The organism is Halobacillus litoralis, from assembly GCF_009856445.1.
Taxonomy (GTDB): Bacteria; Bacillota; Bacilli; order Bacillales; family Halobacillaceae; genus Halobacillus; species Halobacillus litoralis.
Genome location: NZ_WMFA01000002.1, coordinates 389,080 through 409,946 on the forward strand (window position 1 = coordinate 389,080; position 20,867 = coordinate 409,946).

Here is a 20,867-nt window from a genome sequence, read left to right on the forward strand (position 1 = left end):
TTATGAATTCTACACTTAAGAACACAATGATTGCGGTTCTCACCTTTGGAGGTGGGACCGCGTTGTTGTGTCTTTTAACATTTATACATATCAATCAAGGGAATGTGGAAATACCATTGAGGGTTGTGGTTGAATCAATCGTCAATCCTCAGGATACGCTCCAGCACCATACGGTTCGAACACTCAGGCTGCCGCGGGCCGTAATGGGGATCATTGCCGGTGGGGCGCTGGCTGTATCTGGTGTGATTCTACAGACCGTTACGAAAAACCCGTTGTCGTCTGCAAGTACGCTTGGCATTCATTCAGGAACATATTTTGCTGTCGTTGTAACAACGATTTTCCTGCCAACCGCTATGGTCGGGAATGGAATCATGACTGCTTTTCTCGGCGGTATTCTGACGTTCCTATTTGTCTACGTTCTCTCAGGGGGTTCGGATGCAACACCTGTCCGGATGGTGCTTGCCGGGATGATCGTGACGTTCCTGTTCTCAGCGCTCACTTCGGTCCTGCAGATTTTTTATGAAAATGAAACACAGGGGCTGTTTTTGTGGGGATCAGGAACACTGATCCAAAACGACTGGGGCGGCGTCACGTTTTCACTTCCGGTGATCATCGTGGGAGTGATTGTGTCTCTGAGCTATTCCAGCAAACTTGACACGCTTACCCTCGGGGACGATGTCGCGACGGCGCTCGGGCAGAATGTGCGCAGTGTTAAAGTCGTGACGATCATCGCCGCTGTGCTTTTGACGAGTGTGACCGTCAGTATTGTCGGTCCAATCGGCTTCGTCGGACTTGTCGCGCCGCACTTGATCAAACTGATCGGTTACCGTGCCCACCTGCCGCTCATCTTAGGATCGTTTTTATGGGGAGGAAACGTACTGCTTTTAGCGGACGTTCTCGCTAGAGTCATTGATCCGTCCTTCAATGAACTGCCCGTCGGAGCCATTACAGCGCTTGTCGGTTCACCATGGCTCATCTGGCTTGTCATGCGCATGAAACAGACAGGCAGTCAGGATAGCGGGGCGATCATGGCCGGGAAGAATTCCGCAACCCTTTCGATGAAAAAACTGCTGCCCGCTTTACTGGCGCTTATCATGATTACGCTGCTCGTCAGCCTTGCTTCAGGGAACTACGGATTTGAGCCGTTGGTCACCTACAATGCGTTCTTCGGGGAAGCGAATACTTTCTTACAAAACTTGATCATAGACTTGAGACTGCCGCGTGCGCTTGTCGCTTTGTTCAGTGGAGCGGTTCTCGCAGTCAGTGGTCTCATTTTTCAGGGAGTATTACGAAATCCGCTGGCGGACCCTTCTGTTATCGGGATCACTTCCGGTGCTGGTGTGGGCGCGTTGATGACGATGTACTGGTTCAGTGTATCGGCTGTGTGGATTCCCGTCGGTGCGATGGCCGGCGCGTTGGTCTTCTTCATCATTGTCATGGCTCTCGGGGCTAAAGCGGAGTTCCAACCGACGGTACTGGCGTTACTCGGAATCGGGATGTCTGCCTTCGGTTCGGCGCTCATTCAAATCATGGTGGTCCAGGCGGATATCAGCGTAGCCTCCGCGTTAACGTGGCTTTCTGGAACAACGTATGCCAAAGGGTGGAGTGAACTGCTGCAATACTTGATCTGGCCGGTCTTGTTGTTCATCCCACTGCTTGCTTTTTATATTAAAACGCTCGATGTACTGTCGCTCGGTGACGATACGGCCAAAGGGCTCGGACTCCGTGTCGTGAACGTCCGCTTTCAAATGGCGTTGATCGCCACACTCCTTGCCGCCTGTAGTGTCGCTGCGGTCGGTTCTATCGGATTCGTCGGCCTGATCGCCCCGCACCTTGCACGGCTGCTTGTGGGGAGCGTTAATCAGAAGCTGCTGCCTGTTACGATGCTGATCGGCGGAGCGCTGCTGGTCGTTGCGGATTTGTTCAGTCGGACACTCCTTGCGCCTAACGAAATTCCATCAGGGATTCTCGTCGCCTTAATTGGTGCGCCTTACTTTTTATGGTTGATGAAAAAGCGTGCGACTTAACGGTCACACGCTTCTTTTTTTACGCGTATGTATGCTATGATAATGAAAAAATGAACGCCAGGGGAGAGTTACACTATGAAGATTCCATACATCAAATGCCACGGATCAGGGAACGATTTCATCCTGATCGATGAGATTGAAAAAGACTTTCGTTTTTCAGAAACCGAGCGTGAGGAGCTTTCACTACTATTGTGTGACCGAGCTAAAGGGATCGGTTCGGATGGCATTCTTTTTGTGATGCCGAGTGAAAAAGCAGAAGGTCGGATGCGGATGTTCAACTCCGACGGCACGGAAGCCGAAATGTGCGGCAACGGGCTGCGTTGTGTCGCGCGACATATGATTGAGAAACTGGGGAACAAGGAAATCGCGATCGAAACAGAAAAAGCCGTCCTTCCCGTTTCACAAGTGGAGGAAATCTTCCCGGAGATCGAAACGTTCTCTGTCATGATTGAGCCGGTTAGTTTCGAGGTCGAGTCCCTGCCGATGATTTTTGACGGAAAAGAAGCCGTCGATGTGAAAATTCCAGGATTGTCCGAGACGCGCACGTTCACAGCCTTGAGCGTGCCGAACCCGCACATTGTGACTATAGTTGATTCCGTCGATCAGGAGGAGCTGCTGTCGGTCGGGAAAAAAGCGAATGCTTTGCCGGAAGTTTTTCCGAATGGTGTGAACGTGAGCTATGTTCAGGTGTTAGAGAAAAACAAAATCTTCGTCCGGACGTTCGAGCGCGGCGTAGGCTTGACGAATGCCTGCGGCACCGCGATGAGTGCCTCTTCGTTAGTATCGACGATTCTAGGACCGAATGATTTGGATACACCGATCGTGGTCATCAACAAAGGCGGGCTCGTTAACTGTGTCGTGGAAAAAGAAGAGGGACGTTTCTCTATCCAGCTGCGCGGGAATGGAACCAATGTCTATCAAGCAGAGGTCGACGTCGATTTGGAAGCCCACACCTTTGAAGTTTCCGAAAAGCAATTTTTTGAAGAAGAAAATGCGACCTATGAAAAACTAGAAGCGTTTGCCGCTTCAGAAATCGGAGGTTGATGATATGTTGAAGACGTTTCATGTTAAAACCGATCACCATGATCAAATGATTGATGTGACCAGCCAGGTCCAGGACTGGATCCGTGAGGAAGGCGTCAAGGACGGTGTTGTCGTTGTACAATCGATGCACACGACGGCAGGTCTTACAGTAAATGAAAATGCCGATCCTGATGTGAAAACAGATATGCTGAACCGCTTCCGTGAAGTGTATCCATGGGATCACCCGGAAGACCGCCATGCTGAAGGAAACACGGCTGCTCATATGAAAACGAGCACGGTCGGACATGCTCAGACACTGCTTGTGGAAGATGGCAGGCTTGTGCTTGGAACCTGGCAGGGGCTTTACTTTTGTGAGTTTGACGGACCGAGAAGCCGGAAGTTTGTAGCGAAGTTGTTATAAGAGAGAAGGGAAGGCCCGTCGTCGGTGCCTTCCCTTTTTAATGGGATAGTCCAAAAAGCCTGTCTTTTTCCATGGAAGGACATGGTATAATTTAAAGTGGATCACGCTTTATGCCAATTGAATAGGGTGTCGGCTAACCCCACCGCAAAGGGGGTGATGCCTCTGAGTATGTATGAATCGTTGATGGTGATGATCGCGTTCAGTTCGTTCATCGTTTCCGTTCTCGGCTTAGTTGTCGCGATTTTACGCATAAAAAAATAGACTCCCTATTCTGACGTGAATGCGGGTGAGTCTATTTTAAGGCTGCGCCCTTTGGCTGAAGCGCTGATCCGGGAGGACCACAGTGCCAGCTGTGGTCCTTTTCTTATGTGTATCCTATATCTGCTCTTATCATACCACATTTTTTGAAAAAGAAACAGGTGGGTGGTTTGGACAGGTATCAATTAAATTTCGATTATATCGGTTGAATTTAAAATATATCGGTTAAATCACCAATATATCAATGAAAAGCAGGTAAATATCGGCTGAATATTCTATATATCAACCTATCCAAAAACCCTCCAGCCGGGAAGCTGGAGGGTTTTCTTTTAACAAATGGAATCTTTTGGGTTTGGGTTTTTCATGCCGAAAATCGGACGCAGGAACAGAGCAAGGTAGGTGCCGGCGAGCGCCATGATCATCCATACCCAGCCATGAAGACTGAAGGAGGCGATGCCGCCGAAATACGCGCCGATGTTACATCCGAAGGCAAGGCGTGCGCCGTATCCCATCAGAACACCACCAATGATGGACGCAGCCCCGATGCCGGGTTTGATTTTTCCTGGCTTGAAGTTGCCTTGAAAGCTTGCCGCGATGAACGCGCCAAGGATGATGCCGAAGTTCATGACACTTGTGGAGTCGGCAAGGACGGTTTGATTGAGTGGTGCCGGATCATTGGACCAATACGTCCAGCCCGCAACATCGACACCGAACATCTGGATGAACTTCGAGCCCCAAAGTGCAAAGGCGGAAGTGATTCCCCAAGGATTGCCGCGTACCGCAAGGGTGATGGCATTCAATACGCCTAGGATCACAGCAGCAAGAAGCAGCGGCCAGGCGCCACGCCAAAGTTTTTTCAAACCGGTCGTCGTTTTAAGCGGCGCCATTTTCGGCGGATTCTTTTTCCGAGCCACTTTAACCGTAATGCCATAGATGCCTAAGAAAATCGCCAGCTGCAGAATCCAGCCGCCGAAATAACCGAAGCCGGTGGACTCCGCTAATGAAATAGCTGGAAGTGTAGGCGTTTCACGCCAGAATCCGATGTGGTAAGCACCAAGTACGGACCCTCCGATGAAACCGAGCAGCGTGAGGATCATGGAAGATTTACCTCCACCGACAGTGTAAAGCGTTCCGGATGCACAGCCGGACCCGAGCTGCATGCCGATTCCGAAAATAAAGGAACCGAAGACAACGCTGATGCCGACAGGGAACACATACCCTTGAGGCGCGTTACCTGTGAAACTGAATCCTGTACCAAGGATGATAGCAAATAGGGTTGTCGCAACAGCGAGCATGAGCATATGTGCTTGAAGCCCCTGCACATTTCCGACCGAAATCAGCCGTCTGAATGCAGAAGTGAAGCCGAACCGTGCATGCAGAAGCACGAGTCCGAAAGCAAGGCCAATCAAGAACAGCACGCCCTGCGTGAAGGTGGTGACAGATATAATCGTTATAAATAAAAGCAGCGATACGATCGCTCCGATCCATACGAATGGCTTTTGTACCGGATCTAACGGAGCGACAACGGTCGAACGATTGTTTTCTTCGACCGTCTGCTGGGCAGTCTGTTGTTGCATGTTTTATTCCTCCTAAATCCGATTTGTTTACTTAGTATTAACAGAACTTTTGATATTGTAACGAAGACTCGTCTATTTGTAAATCATGTTGCATACAATGGTTGTACAAAGAGAACAAAGCTCAGTCTTTACGTAGAATTAACATGATTCAACGTGGACAAGTGGTACAATAAATGTGTAGACAGGACGACCTAAAACACTTATTGGAGGGATGTCTTATACCTGTCGCTCGCTCATATGTCACTCGCTGGTTTTTCTTTGTTTGTGGGAAAGCAAATCGAAGAACTTCTTGGCGTACATCTGGCGCACCTCCCCCTACATAAAGACTGAGATCGAAAGCGACGCTGCCGGCGTGGCTTTTTTGTTGTTTTCAGGGTTGTTGTAGCTGCTATTGAAGGAGAAAATGGCTTCTATTTACTGAACCTGCTAATAAATGCAGGAAAGTCGCTAATATATTCACTAAACCTGCTAATAAATAACAAGCGGCAGAACTTAACCATCAAAGATACCGATAAAAATACGGAAAGGCACAGACGCCCATACCTATGTCTGTTGTAAAAGATGTATGAGTTTTAATTTTAAGATTAAACTAAAAAGCAGGTGGGTAAGTAATAGTAAGTTACATATAGGAAAAGGAGTGGTTAACATGGCATCAAAAAAAGAGTGGCACGTGATTTTCCTGTTGGATAGTAAGCGCGTTGTGACGCATGACCTGGAGTTGAGCGAAGAAATGAATGAACGCGAAGCCTCTGAGTTCATCACGAAGCAGCTGGACAAAGGGACATGGTGGTTCTTAGAAGATGGCGTCGCACTTCATACGAGCGGGGTTGAAAGTTTTTATTTAGACAAGTGTGCAAAGAAAACAAGGTTCAGCAGAGATTAAAAAAGCGCGGCTTTCCTGTGAAAAGGAAGCGGCGCTTTTTTTAGAGTTTTTTTTGTTTAAGGGTCAGGAATGCGGCAACTATGACAAAGAGGTCAATGATGACCATGCCCGTGCCCATCGCTATAGAGATATTGAACCCTTGAATGAGTTGAAACACGAGTAATGCGCTTAGGAAAGAAAGAATGATCCATCCTTTTTTTCTGCTTTTTGAAAATATAGAGATGAAAATTATGGCGGCGAGTGTTACGCCAATAATTTGAGCGATAAATAGGCCGATGTACATGATGATACTCAATCTGAATCATTCCCTTTCATTAGGATCTGAACGTGAAAACTGTCTCGATGTGTATGTGTCGTTCTTATGGGATACGTATTTCGGTAAGAGCAAGTTTCAAAATGCTGCTGCAAAAATAAAAAAACTCTCCCTTAAAGGAAGAGTTTAATTCAGAATTTCCACTTCGACTTGACGGCGTCCGTAGTCGAAGGCGTCATTTTCCTGTGCCATAAAGAGATCGATGCGGTGACCTTCAATGTCTCCACCAATGTCACCAGCGACGGCTACACCATAGCCGGGTACGCGTACTTTAGATCCTAGAGGGATGACGTTCGGATCGACGGCGATCACTTTTTGATCCGGATTGGCACGAAGGTCAATCCCTGTGTAAGTGACTCCGCTGCATCCTTCACAAAAGGCCGTGTAGGCCGTTGCTTCCACAGCAACGGTGCGTTTGACATCATCTTTCTTCGTGGATGCTGTGACGGCTTTCTTTTCTTTATCTGGAAAACGTTCGAGATCTTTGGTTTTTTTATCTAAAGAGAGGGATTTCGTTTCAATATTTTGAGCGGGCTTGTCCACTTCATCGGCAGCTACCGGAAGTGTAAGACCGAAGATGACCATAGGCAAAAGAAGAAGGGATAGTAGACGTTTGTTCATTATGCATGTCCCCTTTCAATATTTCACTTAGCCCATTGTAACAACTGCCGGATGCCCTTACAAAGACAAAATACCTACAAATAGATTACATTCCTGTGACAAATGACACCTTTTTGAAAAAGAGCCGCTTTTATTCTGCGGCTCCAGTTATTTTCAGCGTGATGTCCCTTTACGTTTGCGTCCACAGCACGGTTTTGAGGGCTTTCTGCTCGGCTTGTTTTCATTAGGGCGATTTGACATGAGGACCCTCCTCTCGGGTTTCAGATACATCATTTTATGCGGACAAATAAGAACGGGCCGTGCGCTTATCCTGCATGAGGGAATTTTTTTGAAAAAAAGGGACCTATGTCGTTTACTAATCCATCGGATGGCATGCTATAATAGATAAGGATTCTTTGAGATTCCAGAATTATGAAAGTGATAGAAAAGGAGGACGGGACCATGACTGAATGTCCTCATTGCCAGCATAAGATGGATGACGGTGCCCGTTTTTGTTCTCAATGTGGAAAGAACTTAATAGGAACACCTGAACAGAATAGCACGGCTAAACGATCGTGGTTGCCAATCATTACGCCTATCATCATGCTTGTCGTAATGGGGGTAGCCCTTTATTTTGTTTATGACTATCAAAAAGATGTGAATTCCGAAGTGGTTGCGATGAAAAAAGAGGCCGAGCAGGAAGCTCTCGCCGGCGAATACCGGAAAGCTGAAAATCTGCTCGTCGGAGCGATTGACCGCCGACCGGAGATCGAGGCTCTCAAGCAGGAACTCGGCTCTGTTCAGGAAGCATTGACTTGGGATAAGGAACTGGAGACAGTCGGTCAGTGGATTGAAGAAGGTTCTTTGAAAAAGGCGAATGAGAAGCTTACGGCCATCCAAGAGGCTTTGCGTCAGGAAGACAGCCGCCTGCTTGTCACCCTTGTGCCCAAAATGAATGAAATGGATTCCAGATTGACGTTAAAGGAAGTCAATCAGGAGCTTTCAAAGTTGACGAACGTGGATGAACTGGCAGGGAAATTGAATACATTATCCGGCCTTAACCTGGAAGAAGCCTCCAAAGTCCGGGATAAAATTTTTGAAAAAATCGTGAACCAGTCGACGAAAAAAGCGGAAGCAGCAGCCGGTGAAAAACGCTATGCAGAAGCGATTGCCACCATCGATCAAGGGTTGCAATATGTGTCCAATGATGAAAAGCTGATTCAGTTGAAGGAACGGATCCAACAGGAGAAGTCAGCCTTCGAACAAGCGGAACAGCAGAGGCTTGAAAGTGCCATGCAGCAGGCAGCCCAGGATGAATTGCGCAACCAGACGCAGGCACTGGAAGTTGTCGATCTCTCAATAACGAAAGATGAGTTCGGTGATTATAAAGTGAAGGGATCACTGAAAAGTGTAGCCACACAGATCATCAGCACGGTTACCGTCAAATACGACATCCTCGATAAAGATGGAAAGGTCGTCCGTTCAGAATCTGTGAAAGTGTTCCCGAACTATATGAACCCTGGCGATCAGGGGACTTTTGAAAAAGTACATTATGAATTAGAAGAAGGAGAATACTCCGTTGAAATGACAGAGATGGAGTGGCTCGTAGAATAGGGGGATGGAAGATGAAACGCTCTTGGATCATCAGCCTTCTCGCCACTCTTTTGATTCTTGGTGGCGGGATTGCGGGCGTTTTCTACGTGATGGACACCGTTCAAAAAGACGTCACAGTTTCGGCTGTTTTAAATGAACCACCCGCTGAAGATGACGAAGAGGGAGAAGTACCTAAGGAAACACAGGAGATCATTTTTGAATCGCAGAAGCTTGTCGTGCAGTTAGAACTCGAAGATGGTTCGGTCGGTTCAGGGTTTTTGTACAATGAGCAGGGAGATATCATAACGAATGCACACGTGGTTGCAAATACAGAGAAGGTTAATATCATTACATCGGATGGGAAAAAAATGCCCGGTGATGTGATCGGCGTCAGCCGTGATATTGATGTTGCTGTCGTTCGGGTACCAGGTTTGAAAGGAAAAGACCCGCTGCCAATTAGAGAAGAGAATACAGCGGAACTTCTTGATGAAGTCCTGGCGCTGGGTAGTCCACTAGGGCTGCAAAACACCGTTACGCGCGGGGAAATCAGCGGCCTTGAGCGGACGCTCGATATCGAGCCTTTCCATTACAAAAACTTATACCAGATTTCCGCACCAATTTCGCCAGGAAACAGCGGCGGCCCCCTTCTTGACAGGGAAACCGGTGAGGTCATCGGGATCAATACTGCCAAAATGAATGACGAAACGATCGGATTCAGCATCCCGGTTGCTGATGTACTTCCTATGGTGAAGCGCTGGAGTGAATCGCCGATGCGATCGCTTCCGGAATTTCCAGAGCTTACGGGCGAGGTATACTCTCCCGTGACAGGAACAGATGCCGAGCAGGCGAGTTATATGGTGCAGTATTTTTATGACAGCATCAATCAAGGGGATTTCGTCACCGCGTATTCTTTACTCAGTGCCAGCTGGCAGGAAGACATTTCTTTTGAAGACTTCCGTTCCGGCTACAACAATACCCTCAGCGTGAAAGTGGATAACCTCGTTGTCGATCCGAAGGGTGACCACATGGAAGTGACTGCTTTCCTCACAGCCGAAGAAACGGTGGATGGGGAAGTGCAGATGAAGAAATACAAAGTCGTGTATCCCGTCAAAAAAGAGAACCAATCCGTTAAAATTTGGAGCGGCTCCGGCGAAGAGCTGAGTGCCGAACAAAAAGAAGCTTCATAAAATGAAAACCCCTTTCCGTTTTGAATAATGGAGAGGGGTTTTTTGTATCTTTCATGTGATGTGGTGCCAGGCACCTCACGACCAGCCCACACATTCACTGTTCATTCATTTCTTTCGCAGCACGGATACCGGATTCGATAGCGCCTTCAATCCAGCCATGGTAGGAGGATGTTTGTTCACCAGCGAAGTGGATCCGACCTTCCGGCAGCGGCATCACTTCTTCCAAATCACGGCTCTGTCCCGGGGTAAACAAAGTGAAGCATCCGGCGGAGAATGGATTTTGGCTCCAATTGTAAACGACACTCTGCATGTATTCTTCATAAACGATGTTTCCGTAGATACGAGCGAGATTTTCAAGTACTTCTTTGGTCGCTTCTTCCTGGCTGAGACTGTTAAAGAGAAGGGCATTCTGTCCCCACGTGTAACTGGCTAGTAGAATGCCTGGTCCTGACATGCCCTGGTGGTGACTGGGTTGGTAAGCAAAACGGATCGGTAAGTCAGAAATGAGATTTCCGATCGGATACTTTTCCCAGAAACGGGTCTTGAATTCGATGCCGATCTTAACGGCAGGGACATTAATGACCTCTCGAATTGCCTGCCACTTCTTCTGAGATAAGCAACCGAAGGGTAGAACGTCGATGAACTGAAAAGCGCTGAAAGGAATGGTCGTCAGTAATAAGTCACCTTTCCAACACGATGGTTTGGCAAAGCGCTGGTCTTCTGTATGGACAGTGACATGGTCATGGTTGTGAATGATTTTCGTCACTTTTTGTTCGAAATAGATATTATCAATCAATTGAGGTAGAAAAGCATGGGGAAGCCGGTCATTGCCACCCTGAATTTCAACGAATTCCGTTTGACCATTGAAAATGGGAAACGTAATGTCAATTAAGATATCAAGAAAGGAAAACTCAGGAAACCCTTCAATCCCAAGCACCACTTTGATCATACGGACAGCATTCCTGGACATCGAGGGGCCGTAAGGGTTGTTTCTCAAATATTCCCCCATGGAAAAATTAGAAAATTGATCTTCCAATTTCTTTTTCTCCTCATCCGAACTATTCTGATAGAGGTCTAGAAACGGCTGGACAGCGTCCAGAAACAATTGCCGGGCTGTCTTTCCTCGTTCTTGCGGGAGGAGATGGAACTGTAAGAGGTCAGGGTTTTCTTCATATTGCGATCGGAACACCCTTTGACCATTGATCATAAAAAGGTCGTTGGGTTTAGAGTTAATGAAGGAGTTGGTCGAGAGGCCGAACTGATCGATATAGGTTTGGACGTATTGGTGATTCTTTGGGATTCTCATGGCGCCGGCATCGATGTAGTTTCCATTTGAAAAAGGTTCGCGTATGGTATGGACCCTTCCACCGACGCGGTCGTTTCCTTCTAAAATAACAACATCATGTCCGGCTTTTTTCAAAAGGGATCCGGCAACAAGACCGGCCATACCCGCACCTAAAATAAGAATACGCTTCCTTCGTCCGTACATGGGTAAACCCTCGAGAATATAAGATTTAAATTCTTCTACGCTTTCTTCATATACACGATGCATCGACACCACCCCCCTTTTACTATGTATTCAAAAAATGGAAATAAAAGTATGGGGAAAAATCCTTATCTCGAGAAAGGACATAATCCTTCGTTCTTCTTCATTAAATGTAAAAGGGGGAGATGCGAGATGTATTATCCTGGTATGAGGCAGATCGGAAGAGAAGGAGAGGGAAGACTTCTCAAGGTCAATGGGGTCGGAAAAGTGCAGGTGCGTCCGGATGTGGCGAATGTAAATATTGGCGTCGTGACACAGGATGAAAACTTGGAAAAAGCACAGCAGGATAATGCCCGGATAATGGAAAGCGTACGCAATCAATTGGTTGCTGCCGGCATACCGGAAGAAAACATTCAAACCGCGGACTACTTTATTTTTCCTGAGTATGATTATGTCGATGGCAAGCAGGAGTTCCGTGGCTATCAGGTGACCCACACGCTGAAAGTCACCATCGACGATGTGAGTCAGACCGGTTATGTCATTGATACAGCGGTAACGGCCGGGGCGAACCGGATATCCAGTATTGCATTTACAGTGAGTGACCCCTATCAGAATTATCAAGAGGCGTTAAGAATCGCTCTCGGAAACGCGCTTGCCAATGCGCAGACCATCGCAAATACGATGGGGTTGAACCTGGATCAGACCCCTGTCAAGATCATGGAATTAGGAACAGCGCCTGTTGCACCTGTCCAAAGTTTTCAAAAAGCAGAAGCTCTTGGAGCAGCCACCACTCCGATTGAACCGGGTACACTTGAAACGGTCGCAAAAGTGGAAGCACATTTTCAATATTTCCCGTAATCCGCCACTTTCCAATCCGGAAGGTGGTTTTTTTATGGGCAAAAAAGGATAGATTATGCACGGGAGGTTCTAAATATGAATATAAAAGTTGAGAATAATGTGTAGCACTTATTTTATGGGCTCATAAAATATAACTGAAACTAAAAAAGTTGCTCTAAGGAAAAACCTTCGTTACAATATGCTTAGAGAAAATGGTCGAATTGAAGGAGAGGTACCATGGAAAACTTGTTATTGGCTTTCGGGCTAACCTTGCTTGCGGGATTAGCCACAGGTGTAGGAAGTTTGATCGCTTTTTTCGCAAAGACGACGAACACGAAGTTCCTTTCCCTTGCGCTCGGTTTTTCGGCGGGGGTTATGATCTATGTATCGATGGTGGAAATCTTTTTTAAAGCTCAGGATTCACTCGTCGATGCGATGGGGAACGAGGCAGGGCAGTGGACGACGGTCGGCGCCTTTTTCGGAGGTATGCTTGTCATCGCACTGATTGATAAATTCATTCCTAAATCAGGGAACCCTCACGAAGTGAAAAAAGTGGAAGATATGACGAAACGGGACACAGCCGTGAAAGATCCTGATTTATTGAAGATGGGAACGTTCACAGCTTTGGCGATTGCGATTCACAACTTTCCGGAAGGCATCGCGACGTTTACTGCAGCCTTGAATGACCCGGCGCTGGGATTAGCCATTGCTGCTGCGATTGCCATTCATAACATCCCCGAGGGTATTGCTGTATCTGTGCCCGTCTACTATGCGACAGGAGATAAGAAAAAAGCATTCAAACTTTCTTTTCTGAGTGGTTTGTCTGAACCGGTCGGTGCCATTCTCGCCTATCTTCTACTGATGCCGTTCTTGAACGACATGATGTTCGGTATTTTATTCGCAGGGGTGGCAGGGATCATGGTATTCATTTCCCTTGATGAACTGCTTCCTGCATCAAGAAGGTACGGGGAAGCGCATTTATCGATTTATGGAGTCGTTGCCGGTATGGCCGTCATGGCTTTGAGTCTTCTCTTGTTCATATAAAAAATGCCCAGCAGGTCGATGGCCTGCTGGGCATTTTTTGTTAACACGTTTTTTCCTGGATCAGATCTTCGATGGTCTGCTGAATCTTTTGTTTGGATCTCTGAATCAGTCGCCAGTTAAGGTGGATGTGGTCCGTTTCTTTTCTTCCAAGCTTCCAATGGTCTTCGTCCGCCTTTATTTCCCACTCGGAAAGTGTCGGGAATTTTTCACCTGCTTTACGGAAAAGCCAATGGTTCACTTCTGCTCGGAGTTGTTCGTTCGCTTCTTCTTCCGTCCAATTTTCAGGATAAGCGAAATGGAAGGTGCCTTTTTGAAAAGCAAAACGGGCCTTTTCCTGATGGTCGGTCCTTAGACGATAGGAGCGGCCAAGGTAAGAAATCTTAACGTTATCGGAAGCAGTTAGGGCATCGATTGCGTATAGATCGTCGTGCGTCTTCTGCCATTTTTCCAAAATCCAGTCCGCTTTCTTTTCAACAAAAGCCTGAATTTTTGCCTCTTCTTTATGAGGGGAGACGGTCACTTTTACTCCATTCAAATCATCGAGGTAGATTTTAATAAAAGAGACGTCCTGCTTTTCTACTGTATAAGCAATGGTTTTTTCTGCGTAAGTAACGATAGGCATTGATGTCTCCTTTCTGACTTACAACGTAATGTTCGTTTTTCGTTTTTGGAAGTCGACACCTTCATAATACGTGTTCTTCACCAGCACGTTCGGACCGAGGCATTTCACGGCCGGACAATGGCAGTTCAAGCTCTTCGCTGTATTCGTAGAAAGCCAGTTCTCATAGGCATCGGAAAGATTGGTGTCTTGAATGTTCCCAAGCCCTGGCTCGTCACCGAAGTCTGTCACGATAATATCCCCTGAGAAAATATTCACGTTCAGGCGGGAACGTCCGTCTGGATCGTTTCTTACCGTCACATTCTTTTCGCTGTAAAGACGCTTCAGCATATCGAGGTCGTCTTGGGAAGAGCTGCATGGATAGTAGGGCAGCGTCCCGAATAACATCCACATATCGTCATTACGATGATCAAGAAGACGATTGATGCCTTCGCGCATTTGTTCAAGACTTAATGTCTCTAAACTGCTGGCGAAATCCACGGGATACATCGGGTGAATCTCGTGGCGGGCACACTTCATTTCTTTGACATGATCGTGAATGGACTCAAGATATGGGAACGTACGGCGATTCAGCATCGTTTCAGCTGAAACCATGACCCCTTCTTCAGAAAGCCGCTGCGAATTTTCCACCATCCGGTCAAAAAATTTCTTCCGGTTTTCTTCCGATGGTTTTCGTTCCATCCTGGCGAATCCGGTATGAATGAATTCCTCAATCGTTCCCCAGTTGTGGGATATATGTAAAACGTCCAAGTAAGGAATGATCGGGATGTAACGCTCATAAGGAAGCGTCAAGTTGGAATTGATTTGCGTGCGCACGCCGCGCTCATGGGCGTATTTCAAGAGGGGCACCACATAATTTTCCACCGATTTCTTCGACATCATCGGCTCTCCGCCCGTAATGCTCAGTGTACGCAGGTGAGGAATTTCATCAAGCCGTTTCCGGAGCAAGTCCATCGGCAAAGCTTCCGGATCCTTCGCACCTAACGTATATCCGACCGCGCAGTGTTCACAACGCATGTTGCAAAGAGTTGTGGTCGTAAATTCAATGTTCGATAAGGTAATTTTTCCGTGTTCTTCCACGTCCATATATGCTTCCCACGGATCGTAAGAAGGGGTAAGCGCCTGAAGCTTCATGTTCGTACTCATAAGTTATGAAACTTCCTTTCTATTCAAATTTATTTCGGTCGATAACCTTTACCATTCTATCATTAATATGCCTAAAACCATACAATATGTATCGGAATTGTGCCGGGATCTACTCCTATGCACCTGTTCATGTTTTATGGAAAGAGGAGAATAAGGGTGTGACATCGAATGATATGGGGTAACGACTAGCACAAGGGGGAGTCAGATCATGAAACAAACCGTACTCATTACAGGAGCATCCAGTGGATTCGGTTTCCATACAGCTGTGAAATGTGCAGAAAAAGGTTTTCGTGTCATCGCCACGATGAGAAATATAGAAAAAGCCGTAGCGTACGAAACATTGGACGAGGAGGTCCGTGACCGCATTGAAGTGTGGTCATTGGATGTGACGGATGAACAATCGATCGCGCGATTTTCAGAAAAAGTAAATACGCTGGATCGCTTGGACGTGCTTGTGAATAACGCCGGTTATGCGGTAGGTGGATTTCTTGAACAGGTGCCGCTTGAAACGTACCGGAAACAATTTGATACCAATGTTTTTGGTGTGATTGCCGTTACGAAAGCAGTTCTGCCCCTGATGCGTGCCCAGGGTAGTGGGAAGATTTTGAATGTCAGCAGTGTGAGCGGGTTGATCGGTTTTCCAGGCTTATCCGCTTATGTCTCATCCAAACACGCCTTGGAAGGCTTATCTGAAAGTCTTCGTTTCGAAGTGAAACCATTCGGAATTGATGTCGCTCTCATTGAGCCGGGCTCTTATCAGACCAATATTTGGTCGTCCGGTCTTGTTATGCCGGAAGCCGCCCAGGACCCTGAGTCACCTTATGCCGAATACATAAAGGGGTTGTGGAATGCCTTGAACAGTGAATCCCATGGCAATCCTCAGGATGTATCAGATCTGATGACCGGATTGATGGAAAAAGAAACCCTGGTGAAACTCCGCTATCCCATCGGTGCCGGTGTGAGAGCGAATGTGTGGTTCAAGCGCTTGCTTCCTTGGAAGTGGTTGGAAAATACAGTGTTACAAAAAATACTTGGAAAAGAGAAAGCCAAAGGAGTGGGATTGAATGGAAAACGTGATGCATGGAGCAGAGGAGATGCGCTTCGAGGGTAATGAAGTCGGTATCCTCATCTCTCATGGGTTTACAGGTACGACACAAAGTATGCAGCCTTTAGCTGAAGCCTATGCCAGAGCTGGTTACACCGTTTATTGTCCGAGATTAAAGGGTCATGGAACAAGTCCTGAGGATATGGAATCCACCTCACATATGGACTGGGTGCAATCAGTGGAAGAAGCTTATTCCTGGTTAAAAGACAGGTGTTCCAAAATATTTGTCGTCGGTTTATCGATGGGTGGGACGCTTGCGTTGTATATGGCGAGTCAGTATCGGGACATTGAGGGAGTCATTCCAATTAATGCGGCCATCGATATCCCTGCACTGGAAAGCAGCCAGGGTTCGGATGAACGCTTTTTAAATGCGATCGGTTCCGATATTAAAGATCCGGAGACGGTCGAACTTGCGTATGACCGCACGCCGGTGAAATCGATCGGAGAGCTGGTTGGATTGATGGGCATGGTCAAGGATAGACTGGATGAAATCCACTGCCCGATCATGATCTTCGTATCGGATGAGGATCATGTTGTACCTCCGCACAACTCGGAAGTCATTTTCGAATCGGTGTTTTCTGAACACAAGGAGATTATCCATCTGGAAAATAGTTATCATGTGGCGACCCTTGATCATGACAAGGATATGATCATCGAGCGCACCTTGGAATTTTTCCAAATGTACACGAATACGAAGTGATTGCCCGGGAAATACAAAAGGTTTTGTAATCTAGTAAAAAGTTTATTATAATAGAGACAAATCAAGAAAAGTAAACGGTATAAAGCCTTCAAGGGGAGCCTCCGGCTGAGAGTGAACATTTCGTTCTGACCCTTCGAACCTGTCAGTTAGCACTGGCGTAGGGATGGCGGCTTTTTTGATGGTGCAATGCAGAATTGGGACTCCTCCATCAGGAAGCTTCCCTATTAGGCGTTGCTTTTTTTGTGTCTTTTTTTAGGAGGAATGTTGAAATGAGAAATCGTCGCGTTTTATTTCTCGTAGAAGTTGCGATCTTTTCAGCACTCGCATTATTGTTGGATATCATCCCGTTTTTATCATTTAAACTGTGGGCGCAGGGAGGTTCGGTTTCCTTTGCCATGGTCCCCGTATTCATCATGGCTTTCCGCTGGGGCTTGAAAGGAGGCGTCACCACCGGTCTTCTGTTAGGAATCTATCAAATTATGACCGGCGCTTATATTATGACACTACTTCAGGCGTTTCTCGATTATATCGTCGCCTTTGCAGTAATCGGAGCGGCCGGGTTGGTAGCGAAACCGCTATGGAAGGCGATCCAATCGAAAGAGTCCCGTCGATTGATCGGATGGATTGTTGTCGGCTGCCTGATTGGAAGCGTGCTCCGCTTTTTCGGACACTTTTTTGCAGGGATCGTCTTTTACGGCGAATTCGCTCCTGAGGGACAGCCTGTCTGGTTGTATTCCCTCATCTATAATGGTGGGTACATGCTCCCGGCGTTTATCTTAAGCAGTATTGTTGTCAGTCTCCTATTTGTAAAACGACCAAAACTATTAAGCCATTAAATCAAACCCCCCCGTACGATGTTCGGACATCGTACGGGGGATTTTTAATAGTTCTTCCTTCTATGAATTTCCAATACTCTTCCACGATCCCGCCATATCGTTCAATATTTTATGTTTTTATTTTTTTTCTTCTATTAAGGTTTGAGACAGGGCATTATAGTGAAAATAGAATAAGCACTCTAGTTGAGGAGGCTACATAATGGACCGTTTGAAACGGATTGGAAAAAGTAAATGGTTTTGGATCATTGTCGCTATTATTGCTATTTTAAGTGTCACCATTGCTTATCATACTTCATGGAAAGCTCTTCCTGAGGGGATCTCTTATGAAGGAGAGAAGCACCAGATGGAAAACATCGAGTTTTTCCGTGATTTAACATATGAAGATGAAGCAGGGAAAACGGTGCATGATCTTCAGGTTTTTGAAGAGATCAACCGGACGATAGGGGAGGCTGAAGACTTTATTGTGGCCGATATGTTTCTATTCAATGGCTACACAAATGGAAAAAACGAGTTCCCTGATATATCCAGTAACCTGGTTGACGCCATATTAAAACGAAAAGAGGAAGTCCCTGATTTGAAGGCGGTTTTCATAACCGATCAGATCAACACCGTGTATGGATCGTATGAGTCTGAGACGATCAAGCGCCTGGAAGATGGCGGTGTGGATGTTGTTTTGACAAACTTGAATAAATTAAGAGACTCGAATCCTTTATACTCCAGTGTCTGGCGGCTGTTGTTTTCCTGGATGGGCACCGGAGAAAACGGCTGGATCAGTAATCCGATGGCCAAAGAAGCTCCGGATGTGACCTTGAGGTCCTACATGAAACTGCTGAACATCAAGGCGAACCACAGGAAAATACTTGTCACAGAGAAATCTGCGATTGTCTCGACAGCCAATCCTCATGATGCGAGTGGATATCATGAAAACGTGGCGTTCAAGATGAAAGGGCCGATCATCAAAGATATTTTAGAAGCAGAAGAAGCGGTCGTCAACTATTCAGGAGAAGCTGATTTTCCTGACTATGAAGATCGCACTTGGGAAGAGCAGGAAGGTCCTCTGACGACCCAATTCGTGACGGAAGGGAAAATTTACCGATCCATTCTTGATGAATTGTCGGCTGCTGGTGAAGGGGACACCGTCTGGCTCGGAATGTACTATTTGGCTGATAAAAAAATTACGAGCTCGCTTGATGATGCAGCCAACCGTGGGGCTACGGTGAACATTGTTATGGACCCTAACAAAAAGGCATTTGGTCACGAGAAGACTGGCATACCTAATTTACCGGTGGCTGCTGAGTTAAAGCGTCTGGGTAACGAAAATATCAATTTGCGATGGTATGATGTCAATATTGAGCAGTATCATACGAAGATGCTGTATATTGACCATCCCGAGGAAGATGTCATCATTGCGGGGTCAGCGAACTATACGCGCCGTAACCTCTCAAACTTAAACTTGGAAGCCGATGTTGTCATTAAAGGAAATGGGGAAGAACAGGTGTTTACGGAAGTGAATGACTACTTCACCCGGATTTGGAATAATGAAGAGGGCCACTACACGGCGGACTACAAAGAGTTTCAGGACAACTTGACTTTCATTCGCTATGCCACCTATTATCTGCAAAAATGGACATGGTTCACAACCTATTGATATAAGAAAGGAGCGCACGGAATGTGCGCTCCTTTTGTATTCTTCTTCTTATAATAAGGTTTCTGCTTTGGAAGGGTTCGTAACAATCAAAAGAACTTTCCCTTCATCCAAATCTTCTTCGTATTCTTCTGCTTCCTGTTCAGAAAATCCAATCTCCTGCAGTTTTGTTCGTAGTTCATCGCCCTGTTTACTGAAGAGATTGCTGATCACATGTTTGATGTCCTGCTCGGAAAGGCCGATGGTATTGGCATTGACGTTCTTGGCGATACGATCTGTGCGGTCGTCATCGTGCGACAGGATGTAAATATCTTTGTTGTCGATGCCTTCATCTTTTAAACGCTTCACATCTTCCATCAGTCTTTCGTCATTTGTGTATTCTCTTACCGTTGGTTTCATATTAGATCGCTCCTTTTTTTATAGCTGCTACGGTATGGAATGTACCCGCATGGAAGTGGGATAAACTTCTGAATGGGTCATGGTTGTTTAGACGAACGGAGAAGGATATCAATCAAGACGTAAAAATATCAACGAATAAATGGATATATCAATTAGTTTTTGAATATATCAATTAAATTTTTAATATATCAATTAAAATCAAGAGATATCAATTAATCTTCTCAGCACTCAACCGCAGACGAAATATTGCAGGATTTTGTCCAACCATCTCGAATTACATAAAAGATTGGAGGGGAAAAAATGAAATCAAAAATCATTGCTACGTTTTCTATTTGTGCGCACGACCCTGAAACAGGTGAGTGGGGCGTGGCTGTACAGTCTAAATTTTTAGGCGTCGGGTCGATTGTCCCCTGGGCGAAAGCCGGTGTCGGGGCGATTGCAACTCAAGCCTTCGGCAACCCGCAGTATGGACCGGATGGACTGAGCCTGCTTGAACAAGAATATTCCGCGGAAGAAGTAATCGAGCGTTTGACTGCTGATGACCCACAAAAAGAGGACCGCCAAGTCGGAATCGTGGATGCGAAAGGCAACGGGGCTACATTTACAGGAAAAGAGTGCTACGAGTGGGCGGGTGGTAAAGTTGGCAGACACTACGCCGCTCAAGGGAACATCCTTGTAAATGAAGAAACGGTGACAGATATGGGGGAAGCTTTTGAACAGGCGGAAGGGTCTCTTGCCGATCGTTTGATGATTGCGATCAAAGCCGCTCAGCGTGCAGGGGGAGACAGCCGTGGCAAGCAATCGGCAGCTATCCTCGTCGTCAAAGATAAAGCAGGTTATGGAGAACTCAGTGATGTCGCCGTCGATCTCCGTGTGGATGACCACCCGGAACCGATTGAAGAACTGGACCGCATTTATCAGCTTCACCAACTCTATTTCGGAGCATCGAAGCCTGAGGAAGTGGTGGAAGTGGAAGGGGACGTGAAAAAAGAGGTCGAACATCATTTGCAGCGTCTCGATTACCTACCCAAAGAGAATGTGACTCCGGATGGTTTTTACGAAGCGCTGACGACTTACTTGCATACGGAGAACTTTGAGAGCCGTGAGCAAAAGCGCGGGAAAATCGACTTGAAAGTTCTGGATTACATGAAAAATCAATAATAGAGAT

21 protein-coding genes and 1 riboswitch are annotated in these 20,867 nt (G+C 46.5%); of the genes, 14 read left to right on the forward strand and 7 right to left on the reverse strand.

The window, feature by feature from the left end; translation table 11 throughout:
* Positions 1-2 precede the first annotated feature (2 nt).
* The 4 genes from GLW00_RS07225 to GLW00_RS20665 all read left to right on the forward strand — a co-directional run bounded on the left by GLW00_RS07225 (position 3) and on the right by GLW00_RS20665 (position 3,732).
* A complete protein-coding gene (locus tag GLW00_RS07225; RefSeq protein WP_160912630.1) occupies positions 3-2,027 on the forward strand; it encodes an iron ABC transporter permease in 2,025 nt (674 codons plus the stop codon).
* Between the two features lie 75 nt (positions 2,028-2,102).
* Positions 2,103-3,071, forward strand: coding sequence for a diaminopimelate epimerase (gene dapF, locus GLW00_RS07230; protein ID WP_160912632.1), 969 nt, complete (start codon positions 2,103-2,105; stop codon positions 3,069-3,071).
* Positions 3,072-3,075: 4 nt separating this feature from the next.
* Positions 3,076-3,471 (forward strand): secondary thiamine-phosphate synthase enzyme YjbQ, encoded by a 396-nt coding sequence (locus tag GLW00_RS07235; protein WP_160912633.1) that lies wholly within the window; start codon positions 3,076-3,078, stop codon positions 3,469-3,471.
* 156 nt (positions 3,472-3,627) lie between these two features.
* Positions 3,628-3,732: a putative holin-like toxin gene (locus tag GLW00_RS20665; protein WP_146813494.1), complete on the forward strand. Its 105-nt coding sequence runs from the start codon at positions 3,628-3,630 to the stop codon at positions 3,730-3,732.
* Positions 3,733-4,058: 326 nt separating this feature from the next.
* Here the strand turns inward: GLW00_RS20665 and GLW00_RS07240 are convergent, their stop codons facing one another.
* A complete protein-coding gene (locus tag GLW00_RS07240) occupies positions 4,059-5,306 on the reverse strand; it encodes a YeeE/YedE family protein (RefSeq protein ID WP_160912635.1) in 1,248 nt (415 codons plus the stop codon).
* A 646-nt stretch (positions 5,307-5,952) separates the two neighbouring features.
* On the opposite strand from GLW00_RS07240, the gene GLW00_RS07245 reads away from it, so the two are divergent.
* The gene (locus GLW00_RS07245; protein ID WP_160912637.1) at positions 5,953-6,189 is read left to right on the forward strand and encodes a hypothetical protein; all 237 of its coding nucleotides are present in this window, start codon (positions 5,953-5,955) and stop codon (positions 6,187-6,189) included.
* Between the two features lie 40 nt (positions 6,190-6,229).
* On the opposite strand, the gene GLW00_RS07250 is transcribed toward GLW00_RS07245, so the two are convergent.
* Positions 6,230-6,484: a hypothetical protein gene (locus GLW00_RS07250; RefSeq protein WP_160912639.1), complete on the reverse strand. Its 255-nt coding sequence runs from the start codon at positions 6,482-6,484 to the stop codon at positions 6,230-6,232.
* Between the two features lie 144 nt (positions 6,485-6,628).
* Complete coding sequence (locus tag GLW00_RS20960) at positions 6,629-7,123, reverse strand: 3D domain-containing protein (protein ID WP_160912641.1); 495 nt, start codon at positions 7,121-7,123, stop codon at positions 6,629-6,631.
* A 441-nt stretch (positions 7,124-7,564) separates the two neighbouring features.
* Here GLW00_RS20960 and GLW00_RS07260 point away from each other — a divergent pair, with 441 nt between their 5' ends.
* Positions 7,565-8,716 (forward strand): zinc-ribbon domain-containing protein, encoded by a 1,152-nt coding sequence (locus GLW00_RS07260; RefSeq protein ID WP_160912643.1) that lies wholly within the window; start codon positions 7,565-7,567, stop codon positions 8,714-8,716.
* A gap of 11 nt (positions 8,717-8,727) precedes the next feature.
* Entirely contained in the window at positions 8,728-9,882 is a 1,155-nt protein-coding gene (locus tag GLW00_RS07265) for a S1C family serine protease (RefSeq protein ID WP_160912645.1), read from the forward strand.
* 94 nt (positions 9,883-9,976) lie between these two features.
* On the opposite strand, the gene GLW00_RS07270 is transcribed toward GLW00_RS07265, so the two are convergent.
* Positions 9,977-11,434: a flavin monoamine oxidase family protein gene (locus GLW00_RS07270; protein ID WP_160912646.1), complete on the reverse strand. Its 1,458-nt coding sequence runs from the start codon at positions 11,432-11,434 to the stop codon at positions 9,977-9,979.
* Between the two features lie 126 nt (positions 11,435-11,560).
* Between GLW00_RS07270 and GLW00_RS07275 the strand changes: the two genes are divergently transcribed.
* Both GLW00_RS07275 and zupT read left to right on the forward strand, forming a co-directional pair.
* On the forward strand, positions 11,561-12,226 hold the full coding sequence (locus GLW00_RS07275) for an SIMPL domain-containing protein (RefSeq protein ID WP_160912648.1): 666 nt from the start codon (positions 11,561-11,563) through the stop codon (positions 12,224-12,226).
* A gap of 216 nt (positions 12,227-12,442) precedes the next feature.
* Positions 12,443-13,249, forward strand: a complete 807-nt coding sequence (zupT, locus tag GLW00_RS07280; RefSeq protein ID WP_160912650.1) for a zinc transporter ZupT — start codon at positions 12,443-12,445, stop codon at positions 13,247-13,249.
* A 40-nt stretch (positions 13,250-13,289) separates the two neighbouring features.
* Here zupT and GLW00_RS07285 read toward each other — a convergent pair whose 3' ends face one another.
* Positions 13,290-13,871 (reverse strand): YgjP-like metallopeptidase domain-containing protein, encoded by a 582-nt coding sequence (locus tag GLW00_RS07285; RefSeq protein WP_160912652.1) that lies wholly within the window; start codon positions 13,869-13,871, stop codon positions 13,290-13,292.
* Between the two features lie 18 nt (positions 13,872-13,889).
* The gene (gene yfkAB / locus GLW00_RS07290; protein WP_160912653.1) at positions 13,890-15,014 is read right to left on the reverse strand and encodes a radical SAM/CxCxxxxC motif protein YfkAB; all 1,125 of its coding nucleotides are present in this window, start codon (positions 15,012-15,014) and stop codon (positions 13,890-13,892) included.
* 205 nt (positions 15,015-15,219) lie between these two features.
* On the opposite strand from yfkAB, the gene GLW00_RS07295 reads away from it, so the two are divergent.
* The 4 genes from GLW00_RS07295 to GLW00_RS07310 all read left to right on the forward strand — a co-directional run bounded on the left by GLW00_RS07295 (position 15,220) and on the right by GLW00_RS07310 (position 19,303).
* A complete protein-coding gene (locus tag GLW00_RS07295; RefSeq protein WP_326314672.1) occupies positions 15,220-16,125 on the forward strand; it encodes an SDR family oxidoreductase in 906 nt (301 codons plus the stop codon).
* Complete coding sequence (locus tag GLW00_RS07300) at positions 16,079-16,819, forward strand: alpha/beta hydrolase (protein ID WP_160912657.1); 741 nt, start codon at positions 16,079-16,081, stop codon at positions 16,817-16,819. Before GLW00_RS07295 ends, GLW00_RS07300 begins: the two co-directional genes overlap by 47 nt.
* Positions 16,820-16,900: 81 nt before the next feature.
* Positions 16,901-17,000: riboswitch (TPP riboswitch) on the forward strand.
* 88 nt (positions 17,001-17,088) lie between these two features.
* Positions 17,089-17,655 (forward strand): energy-coupled thiamine transporter ThiT, encoded by a 567-nt coding sequence (gene thiT, locus GLW00_RS07305; RefSeq protein WP_160912659.1) that lies wholly within the window; start codon positions 17,089-17,091, stop codon positions 17,653-17,655.
* Between the two features lie 199 nt (positions 17,656-17,854).
* A complete protein-coding gene (locus tag GLW00_RS07310) occupies positions 17,855-19,303 on the forward strand; it encodes a phospholipase D family protein (protein WP_160912661.1) in 1,449 nt (482 codons plus the stop codon).
* A gap of 48 nt (positions 19,304-19,351) precedes the next feature.
* Here the strand turns inward: GLW00_RS07310 and GLW00_RS07315 are convergent, their stop codons facing one another.
* Positions 19,352-19,699: a YflT domain-containing protein gene (locus GLW00_RS07315; RefSeq protein WP_160912663.1), complete on the reverse strand. Its 348-nt coding sequence runs from the start codon at positions 19,697-19,699 to the stop codon at positions 19,352-19,354.
* 300 nt (positions 19,700-19,999) lie between these two features.
* Here GLW00_RS07315 and GLW00_RS07320 point away from each other — a divergent pair, with 300 nt between their 5' ends.
* Entirely contained in the window at positions 20,000-20,860 is an 861-nt protein-coding gene (locus tag GLW00_RS07320; protein ID WP_160912665.1) for a DUF1028 domain-containing protein, read from the forward strand.
* Positions 20,861-20,867: the final 7 nt, after the last annotated feature.